Below are 9,426 nucleotides of genomic sequence, written 5' to 3' on the forward strand. Positions count from 1 at the left end.
GTCCACTATCTCCACCGGAACCACCGCACGGGATTCAAGGCGGGCGCGCTCAAGGAAGGATTCGAGAAATCGACCGGCGAGTTCCTGTTCGTCTTCGACGCCGACTTCGTCCCGCCGCCGACCTTCGTGCACGACACCATCGATTTCTTCTCCGACCCGGAGGTCGGGATGGTTCAGGCGCGGTGGGACCACCTGAACCGCGACTTTTCCCTCCTCACCCGGCTGCAGGCGATCCTCCTCGACGGGCACTTCGTCGTCGAGCACACCGCGCGGAACCGGAGCGGCCGATTCTTCAATTTCAACGGCACCGCCGGGGCGTGGCGCCGGACGACGATCGAGGAAGCGGGCGGATGGAACTCCGACACGCTCACGGAGGACATCGACCTCTCGTATCGCGCCCAGCTCGCCCACTGGAAATTCGTGTATTTGAAGGACGTCGTCTCCCCCGCCGAGGTCCCGGTCGACATCAACGGGTTCAAGACGCAGCAGCACCGGTGGGCGAAGGGCTCGATCCAGACCGGCCGGAAGCTCCTGCCCCGGATCTTCCGGAGCGCCTTCCCTCTGCGCGTGAAGATCGAGTCGTTCTTCCACCTGACGAACAACTTCTCCTACCCGCTCGTCATCGCCCTCTCGATCCTGGTGTTTCCCGCGATGATCATCCGGCACCGGCTCGGCTGGACGCCGATCATCCTCCTCGACTTCCCCCTCTTCTTCATCTCGACGTCCTCCGTGATCCTCTTCTACGTCGCGTCGCAGAAGGAGATCAGCCCCCGATGGGTCCGACAGCTCCGGTACATGCCGATGGTCATGTCGCTCGGGATCGGGCTCGCGGTCAACAACGCCCACGCCGTGCTGGAAGCCGTTCTCGGCCGCGTCGGCGAATTCCGGCGAACCCCGAAGTATTCCGTCGGAAACCGGCCCGACGACTGGAAGAGGAAGGCGTACCGGACCCGCGTGAACGCCTCGTTCGTCTTCGAGATCACGCTCGCCGTCTATTTCGCGATCGCGATCGGAATCTCGCTCGAGAAACGGATCTATCTCGCGATTCCGTTCCTGATGATCTTCTTCTCCGGCTACTTCTACATGACGATGCTGACGCTTTCGCAGCAGTTCGCGCCGCGGCTGCCGCGCCTTTCCGCCGCGTCGACGCATTCCCCCGCGCTCGCTCCGGTCGCCGAAACGCGGCCGGACTGAGACCGTCGCGCCGAAGCGGTCGAGGGCTTGAGCCCGAGCCGCGAAAGGCCGCCCCACGGATAGTCTCCCGAGTAATCGCAGGGAGGAGGTCCGCGCGGCGGGAGCCGGAACGATCCGAGCTCCGCGAGCGTCGTTCCGGCGATTCTTCTCGGGGCCCTCATTCGGCCGGCGGGGGCGCCGAAGCGGTCGAGGGCATGAGCCCGAGCCGCGAAAGGCCGCCGCGTGGATAGTCTCCCGAGTAACCGCAGGGAGGAGGTCCGCGCGGCGGGAGCCGGAACGATCCGAGCTCCGCGAGCGTCGTTCCGGCGACGGTCAGAACAGCAGGAAGAGCTTCATCAGGAGCCACGCGACGCCCGCCGTGAGCGGGAGCGTGAACGTCCAGGCGAGGAGGATGTTCCGGGCGACCCCCCAGCGGACCGCCGAGACCCCCTTCTGCGCGCCGACGCCCATGATCGCCGACGAGATCACGTGCGTCGTCGACACCGGAAGGCCGAAGTGCGACGCCGTGAGGATCACGGCCGACGCCGAGGTCTCGGCGGCGAATCCCTGGTAGGGCCGGAGGTGGATCATCTTCATGCCGAGCGTGCGGATCACTTTCCGCCCGCCCGCGGCCGTGCCGATCCCCATCGCGAGCGCGCAGGCGCCGATGACCCACGTCGGCACGTCGATCTTCGAGAGCTTCCCGGCGGAGAACAGCGCGAGGGTCACGATTCCCATCGATTTCTGCGCGTCGTTGCTCCCGTGCGAGAGCGCCATGAATCCGGCCGACACCATCTGCGCGCGGCCGAAAAGGGAGTTCACCCGGGAGGGGGCCGACCGGGCGAAGAGAACGATCACGACCCAGATCACGAGGAGTCCGATCGCGAAGCCGAGGATCGGCGAAACGAGGAACGACTCGACGATCTTCAGGATCCCCTTCCCCTTGAGGATCGCGAATCCGCTCTGCGCCACCGCGGCGCCGATCACGCCTCCGACGATCGCGTGCGACGAGGAGACGGGCATTCCGATCCAGACGGTGATCGTGTTCCAGACGATCGCCGACAGGAGCGCCGCGAGCGTCAGGAGCTGAGTCACCTGGTGCGGATCGACGATGTCGCCGCCGATCGTCTTCGCGACGGCGGTCGAGAGGAAGGCGCCGGCGAAATTGAGGATCGCCGCCATGATGATCGCCGCGATCGGCGACATGACCCGCGTCGAGATCACCGTGGCGACGGCGTTGGCGGAATCGTGCCACCCGTTCGTGAAATCGAAGAGCAGGGCGAAGGCGACCACCAGGAAGACGAGCGGCGGCAGCCCGAGGATCATCAGGCGGTCTTGAGAATGAGGCTTTCCAGGACGTTGGCGACGTCCTCGCAGCGGTCGGTCGCCGCCTCGAGGGTCTCCAGGATCTCCTTCTCCTTGATGAGGAGGATCGGATCGCGAACCTCGTCGAAGATCCGGGTGAGCCCCTCATGGAGCGCCTTGTCCCCTTCGTTTTCCAGGGAGTGGATCTTGATGCACGCCTCGATGATGTGATCGCGCTTCAGGACTTTCCCCACGGATTCCTGGAGGATCTCGGTCTGGCCGATGAGAATCTTCGAGAGCTCGGCGGCGAGGGGGATCGGGGCCTGGATCTTGTAGAGCGTCAGCCGGGCCGCCGCCGCGTCGATGTTGTCGAGGACGTCGTCGAGCGACGATGCGAGCGCGTGAATGTCCTCGCGATCGAACGGCGTGACGAACACCCGCGCGCTCTCGTTGAAGATCCGGTGCGTGAGCTCGTCCCCCTGGTGCTCGAGCGACTTGATCTTCTCGACCCGGGCCGGGAGGTCCGAAAGGGTCGTCAACGCCTCGTTGAGCACCACCGCCGCCTCGCACGACACCCGCGCCTGCGAGGCGAACAGGTCGAAAAAGAGACGATCGCGCCGCGTCATGCCGAACATGTCGCGCGGAGCGTATGCGAAGGCATTCGCGACTTCAAACGAATTTGATGCCGCGCTCAACGGCGCCCCGATGGATGAGCCGCGCGACAAGGGGCGATCGTCCCCTGCCCTTCCCGCTGCGAACATGGAACAAGGCTGACCGCAATCGGCGCGGCCAGACGTGCTGGAAGGTGGGCGCGGAGGCCCGAGCCCGCGGCCGCGGCGTACTCGGACGTACGTTAAGGCCGCGGGTCGAGCCTCGGCGCCCGCATAACGGCGCGTAGGGTCCGCGCCCGCATAAAATAGGGTTTTGGAAACGCTCACCGTCACCGAGATCTTTCGCTCCCTCCAGGGCGAATCGACCCACGCCGGCTTCCCCTGCTCCTTCGTCCGTCTGACCGGCTGTTCGCTGCGCTGCGTCTGGTGCGATTCGGCCTACGCGTTCGAGGGGGGAAGGACGATGTCGATCGAGGCGATCGCCGCCGAGGTCGAGGGGCACGGAACCCGGCTGGTCGAGCTGACCGGAGGCGAGCCGCTCGAGCAGGAGGGGGCCTATCCGCTGATGACGAGCCTGCTCGACGCGGGTAAGAAGGTGCTCGTCGAGACGGGCGGACACGTTCCGCTCGACCGGCTCGACCCGCGCGCGATCGCGATCGTGGACGTCAAAGCGCCCGGAAGCGGCATGTCCCGTTTCAACCTCGACGAAAATCTCGACCGGCTCCGCCCCGCCGACGAGCTGAAGTTCGTTCTCGCCGACCGCGCCGACTTCGACTGGGCGATCGAACGCGTGGCCGCGCGGGACCTCGACGCGGCGCGCGCGGTGACGTTCTCTCCCGTCTGGGAGGACCTCCCGGCGGCCGATCTCGCCGCCTGGATCCTCGAAAGCGGGCGCGACGTCCGCCTCGGGCTTCCCCTCCACAAGATCCTCTGGGGGGACGTGCCGGGGCGATGAGGGCGGTCGTGCTGCTCTCCGGCGGCGCCGACTCCGCGACCTGCCTCGCGCTCGCCCGCGCGAAGAAGCGCGAGGTCTACGCGCTCTCGTTCGACTACGGACAGCGCCACCGGATCGAGCTCGCGTTCGCGCGACGCCTCGCCCGCCGCCTCGGCGCCGCGGAGCACCGCGTCGTCCGCGTCGACCTGCCGGGAAAGGCGAAGTCGGCGCTCACGTCGCGGAAGATCGCGGTTCCCAAGGGGGGCGTCCGGCGCGGGCGGATTCCTCCGACGTACGTCCCGGCTCGCAACGCGCTTTTTCTCGCGCACGCGCTCTCGTGGGCGGAGGCGGTGGGCGCCCGGGAAATCTGGATCGGCGCGAACGTCGTCGACTACTCGGGCTATCCCGATTGCCGTCCGGCGTTCCTGCGGGCGTTCGAGCGAATGGCGAATCTGGGAACCGCCGCCGGTGCTCGGGGAGCGAAGTTCACGATCGTCGCGCCGCTCCTGAAGCTCTCGAAGACCGGGATTTTCCGGCTCGGCCGATCGCTCGGGATCGATTTTCGGTGGACTCTTTCTTGCTACGATCCGGGGGTGGGGGGAGACGCCTGCGGAAAATGCGACTCCTGCCGGATTCGACAGCGCGCCGAAAAAGCCGTCCAAAGCCTCCCCTGAAATCCCAATGAAAGCGATGTTCTTGGCAAAGCTGTAGATAAAATCTTAGTGTATATAGTCAGATTTTCAGAAAAAACACTTGACATGTAGATACTAAGGTTCTAGACTTGCCGGTGAAATGAGATTCGACCAGTTCACCGTCAAGGCCCAGGAGGCCGTCTCCAACGCCCAACGACTGGCCCGGGACGTGGGGCACGCCGAGCTCACGCCCGACCACCTCCTGAAGGCGCTGCTCGAGCAGAAGGAGGGAATCGTCCTTCCGATCCTCGCCAAGCTCGGCGCCGATCCCGAAGCGATCTCGTCCGCCCTCGACGCGTCGCTCTCCCGCCGCTCCAAGGTGTCGGGCGCTTCGGCCGATGCGCAGATGTCGCCGTCGCTCGTCAAGGTCTTCGACAAGGCGTTCGAGATCGCGCAGAAGTTCCAGGACGAATACGTCTCCACGGAGCATCTGCTCCTCTCCCTCGCCGACGCGAAGGGCACGGAAGCCGCGAAGGCCCTCGTCGCCTCGGGCGCGACCGAATCGGCGCTCCTCTCGGCTCTCAAGGAAGTCCGCGGTTCCTCGCGGGTGACCGACCAGAACCCGGAGGACAAGTATCAGGCGCTCAAGAAGTACGCGCGCGACCTCACGGAGGCGGCGCGCAAAGGGAAGCTCGACCCGGTGATCGGGCGCGACGACGAGATCCGCCGCGTCGTGCAGGTCCTCTCCCGGCGCACGAAGAACAATCCGGTGCTCATCGGCGAGCCCGGCGTCGGAAAGACGGCGATCGTGGAAGGCCTGGCGCTCCGGATCCGCTCGGGCGACGTCCCCGAAGGGCTGAAGAACAAGAGCGTCGTCGCCCTCGATCTCGGCGCGCTCATCGCGGGAGCGAAGTACCGCGGCGAATTCGAGGACCGGCTCAAGGCGCTGCTCAAGGAAGTCGAAGAGGCGGAAGGACGCGTCATCCTCTTCATCGACGAGCTGCACACGCTCGTGGGAGCGGGCGCTTCCGAGGGGTCGATGGACGCCTCGAACATGTTGAAGCCCGCGCTCGCCCGCGGCGAGCTCCGCGCGATCGGGGCGACGACGCTGAACGAATACCAGAAGTACATCGAGAAGGACGCCGCCCTCGAGCGCCGGTTCCAGCCCGTGTACGTCGAAGAGCCGACCGTCGAGGACACGATCGCGATCCTCCGGGGACTCAAGGAGCGCTACGAGGTGCACCACGGCGTCCGCGTCACCGACGCCGCGATCGTCGCGGCCGCGCAGCTTTCCCACCGCTACATCACCGACCGGTTCCTCCCGGACAAGGCGATCGACCTGATCGACGAAGCCGCCTCGGGCCTCCGGATCGAGATCGACTCCCTCCCGACGGACATCGACCAGATCGAGCGACGGATCGTCCAGCTCGAGATCGAAAAACGCGCCCTGACGCGGGAAGAAACGCCGGCCGCGCGCGAGCGGCTCGCGGCGATCGACCGCGCGCTCGCGGAGGAGAAGGAGAAGTCTTCGCGCCTGAAGGTCCGCTGGCAGAACGAGAAGAACGCGATCGGCGAGATCCGGAAGCTCAAGGAAGAGATCGAGCACGCGAAGGCCGAAGCGGAAGACGCCGAGCGCGCGGGCGATCTCGAAAAGGCGTCGGTGCTCCGATACGGGAAGCTCCGGGACCTCGGCGGCCGGCTCGAGAAGGCGAAGGACGCGCTCGCGGCGCTCCAGGGGGGCGCCCCGATGCTGAAGGAAGAGGTCGACGAGGAAGACGTCGCGAAGGTCGTCGCGAAGTGGACCGGGATCCCGGTCTCGCGAATGATGGAAGCCGAGAGCCAGAAGCTCCTCCAGATGGAGTCGCGGCTGCGGCGGCGCGTCGTCGGGCAGGAGGAAGCGGTCACCGCGATCTCCGACGCGGTCCGGCGCGCTCGCGCCGGACTCTCCGATCCGAACCGGCCGACCGGTTCGTTCATCTTCCTGGGGCCCACGGGGGTCGGCAAGACCGAGCTCTCCCGCGCGCTCGCGGAATTCCTCTTCGACGACGAGAACGCGATGGTGCGCCTCGACATGTCGGAGTACATGGAGAAGCATTCCGTGTCACGCATGATCGGCGCTCCCCCGGGATACGTCGGCTACGAAGAGGGAGGCCAGCTCACGGAGGCCGTCCGCCGCCGGCCGTACAGCGTCGTTCTCTTCGACGAGATCGAGAAGGCGCATCCGGAAGTCTTCAACGTCCTCCTCCAGGTGCTCGACGACGGGCGCCTGACGGACGGCAAGGGACGGAACGTCGACTTTCGCAACACGGTCATCATCATGACGTCGAACATCGGCTCGGAGTGGATCCACGAATACGCGGATCGGGACGAGACCGAGATGAAGGCGAAGGTGACGGAGGCGCTGGCGCGGCACTTCCGGCCGGAGTTCCTGAACCGCATCGACGACGTCGTCGTCTTCCACCGCCTCCGGGAGGAGGAAATCGCGCGCATCGTCGAGATCCAGCTGGGGCGCCTCGCGCGGACCCTCGAGGGTCGGGGCCTGCGGCTGGCGTGGACTCCCGCCGCCGCACAATGGCTCGCCCGGCGCGGCTACGACCCGGTGTACGGCGCGCGCCCGCTCAAGCGGGCGATCCAGAAGTCGGTCCAGGACGCGCTCGCCCGAATGGTGCTCGGCGGACAGCTCACCGGCAAAGCCACGGTCGAGGTGGACGTCGCCGCCGACGGGGAGTCGCTGCGATTCACCGAGCTCCCCGCGAGTTCGCCCGAACCCGCCGCCGAACCGGTTTCGGCGGCTCATCCATAACCCCACCAACCAAAGGAGGAACGAACATGAACGGAATCACGCGATGGGACCCCTTCCAGGAGCTTCAGACCTGGAGCGAGCGCATGGGCCGGCTCCTCGGCTCCGAACGCACTCCGGCGCGGCGCGGCGCCGAAGAGGAAGGCCTCGCCTACGGAACCTGGATGCCTCCGGTCGACATCCTCGAAGGGAAAGACAAGATCCAGCTGAAGGTCGAGCTCCCCGGATTCAAGGAAGACCAGGTGAACCTCACCGTCGAGGACGGGCTCCTCACGATCCGCGGCGAACGAAAGTTCAACCGCGAGAGCAACGAGGAAAACTACCACCGGATCGAGCGCTCCTACGGCACGTTCGTGCGCTCCTTCACGCTTCCGAACAGCGTCGAACAGAACCGGATCCAGGCCACCTTCGCCGACGGCATCCTGCACATCGACATGCCCAAGCGCGAGGAGACCAAGCCCAAGCAGATCCCGATCAAGGCGGGAACCGCCGAGGCCGGATCGGGAGCGAACCGGAAGAAAGAGATCGACGTCCACAAGTCCTGAAGGAATTCTCCGCGGAGTGCGCGGGTTTTCCGGTTCATGAGACAGCGGCTCGGACTCTTCGGGGCGGCGGCCTTCGCGGTCGCCGCCCTTTCCTCGACGGGCGGGATCCGCGGAGCGACGCCGCCCACCCGGCGCAACGAAGTCGTCGCGGTCGTCGAAAAGGTCTCCCCCGCGGTCGTCAACATCTCCGCCGAACAGACGGTGCGCCGGCAGCAGACTTTCTTCGACGAGTTCTTCGGGGAGTTCGACGCCGGGCCGCGCCGATACAAGACGAAGTCGCTCGGGTCGGGAACGATCATCACGGGCGGCGTCATCCTCACGAACGATCACGTCGTTTCCGGCGCCTCGAAGATCATCGCGACGACCAAGAGCGGGCAGGAGTACGAGTGCGACGTGGTCGGAGCGGACCAGGACAACGACCTCGCGGTGCTCCGGATCCGGGGAGCCCGGCCCGGCCTCCCGACGATCCCGATGGGCACGTCCTCCGATCTCCTGATCGGCGAGACCGTCATCGCGATCGGAAATCCGTTCGGCCTCTCGAACACGGTGACGGCCGGCGTCGTCTCCGCCGTGGGCCGCACGGTCCCGGAGGAGAACCGCGAGCGCGTCTTCACCGACTTCATCCAGACCGACGCTTCCATCAACCCGGGCAACTCCGGCGGACCGCTCGTCAACGTCGACGGGCAGCTGATCGGGATCAACACCGCGATCGTGGGCGGCGCCTCGGGAATCGGATTCGCGATCCCGGTCGACCGGGCGAAGCGGATCGTCGACGACCTCCTGCATTACGGCTCCGTCCGCCCCGTCTGGATCGGGGTGCGCGGCCGCACCGCTTCTTCCCGCCTCGGCGGCGACGGGAAGCCGATCGGCTACCGGGTGACGCACGTCGAGCCGGGATCGCCCGCCGCCGCGGCGGGGGTCGCGAAGAACGACGTGATCGTCGCGGTCGACAACCGGCCGGTCGAGACGAAGAACGACCTCGACACGATCCTCTCGAGCGTCACGCCGGGGAAGCTCATCATGGTCTCGGTGCGGGCCGGCAGCGGCGTGCGCCGGCTTCCGCTGCGCGTGTCGGAGCCGCCGGCGGGACTCTGGGCGAGGCTCCTCCGCGACGACGTCGGAATCGCGGTCACCCCCGCGCGCGGCGCGCTTCGGATCACGCGCGTCGACCGCGGCTCCCCCGCCGACCGCGCGGGCCTGGCGCCGGGCGACTACCTCGTCGGCCTGAATGGCAACGACGTGCGGACCGAGAAGGAAGCCGAAGCGATCCTGAACCGCGACTTCAACAAGACGACGTTGTTGATGGTGGTCCAGCGCGGCAGCTGGCAATATACGCTGACCTTTCCCCTCGCTTAGGCGGGGCGCGGCGATCCATCGAGCGAATACGCGCGTCCTCGACCGCCGTGACCCTCCGACGTACGCCTCG

Annotated in this window: 8 protein-coding genes; 6 read left to right on the top strand and 2 right to left on the bottom strand. The window is 66.7% G+C overall.

What is annotated here, in order from left to right:
• A partial coding sequence (locus VFS34_12655) for a glycosyltransferase family 2 protein (GenBank protein ID HET9795302.1) occupies window positions 1–1,194 on the top strand: 1,194 nt, incomplete at its 5' end.
• A 312-nt stretch (window positions 1,195–1,506) separates the two neighbouring features.
• Here VFS34_12655 and VFS34_12660 read toward each other — a convergent pair.
• Together VFS34_12660 and VFS34_12665 are read right to left on the bottom strand one after the other, a co-directional pair.
• Window positions 1,507–2,499 (bottom strand): anion permease, encoded by a 993-nt coding sequence (locus tag VFS34_12660; protein ID HET9795303.1) that lies wholly within the window; start codon window positions 2,497–2,499, stop codon window positions 1,507–1,509.
• Window positions 2,499–3,113, bottom strand: coding sequence for a DUF47 family protein (locus tag VFS34_12665; GenBank protein ID HET9795304.1), 615 nt, complete (start codon window positions 3,111–3,113; stop codon window positions 2,499–2,501). Before VFS34_12665 ends, VFS34_12660 begins: the two co-directional genes overlap by 1 nt.
• A gap of 289 nt (window positions 3,114–3,402) precedes the next feature.
• Between VFS34_12665 and VFS34_12670 the strand changes: the two genes are divergently transcribed.
• From VFS34_12670 to VFS34_12690, 5 genes are all read left to right on the top strand, one after another.
• Window positions 3,403–4,044: a radical SAM protein gene (locus VFS34_12670; GenBank protein ID HET9795305.1), complete on the top strand. Its 642-nt coding sequence runs from the start codon at window positions 3,403–3,405 to the stop codon at window positions 4,042–4,044.
• Entirely contained in the window at window positions 4,041–4,697 is a 657-nt protein-coding gene (gene queC, locus VFS34_12675) for a 7-cyano-7-deazaguanine synthase QueC (protein ID HET9795306.1), read from the top strand. Before VFS34_12670 ends, queC begins: the two co-directional genes overlap by 4 nt.
• A gap of 118 nt (window positions 4,698–4,815) precedes the next feature.
• Window positions 4,816–7,458, top strand: a complete 2,643-nt coding sequence (gene clpB / locus VFS34_12680) for an ATP-dependent chaperone ClpB (protein ID HET9795307.1) — start codon at window positions 4,816–4,818, stop codon at window positions 7,456–7,458.
• 26 nt (window positions 7,459–7,484) lie between these two features.
• Window positions 7,485–8,000: an Hsp20/alpha crystallin family protein gene (locus tag VFS34_12685; protein ID HET9795308.1), complete on the top strand. Its 516-nt coding sequence runs from the start codon at window positions 7,485–7,487 to the stop codon at window positions 7,998–8,000.
• 36 nt (window positions 8,001–8,036) lie between these two features.
• The gene (locus VFS34_12690; GenBank protein ID HET9795309.1) at window positions 8,037–9,356 is read left to right on the top strand and encodes a trypsin-like peptidase domain-containing protein; all 1,320 of its coding nucleotides are present in this window, start codon (window positions 8,037–8,039) and stop codon (window positions 9,354–9,356) included.
• Window positions 9,357–9,426: the final 70 nt, after the last annotated feature.

The organism is Thermoanaerobaculia bacterium (genome assembly GCA_035717485.1).
Lineage (GTDB): Bacteria > Acidobacteriota > Thermoanaerobaculia > UBA5066 > DATFVB01 > DATFVB01.

Bases quoted from the DNA above. Each gene is read 5' to 3' on its own strand.
- VFS34_12660 (HET9795303.1), bottom strand. From the start codon at position 2,499: ATGATCCTCGGGCTGCCGCCGCTCGTCTTCCTGGTGGTCGCCTTCGCC.
- VFS34_12665 (HET9795304.1), bottom strand. From the start codon at position 3,113: ATGTTCGGCATGACGCGGCGCGATCGTCTCTTTTTCGACCTGTTCGCC.
- queC (HET9795306.1), top strand. From the start codon at position 4,041: ATGAGGGCGGTCGTGCTGCTCTCCGGCGGCGCCGACTCCGCGACCTGC.
- clpB (HET9795307.1), top strand. From the start codon at position 4,816: ATGAGATTCGACCAGTTCACCGTCAAGGCCCAGGAGGCCGTCTCCAAC.
- VFS34_12685 (HET9795308.1), top strand. From the start codon at position 7,485: ATGAACGGAATCACGCGATGGGACCCCTTCCAGGAGCTTCAGACCTGG.
- VFS34_12690 (HET9795309.1), top strand. From the start codon at position 8,037: ATGAGACAGCGGCTCGGACTCTTCGGGGCGGCGGCCTTCGCGGTCGCC.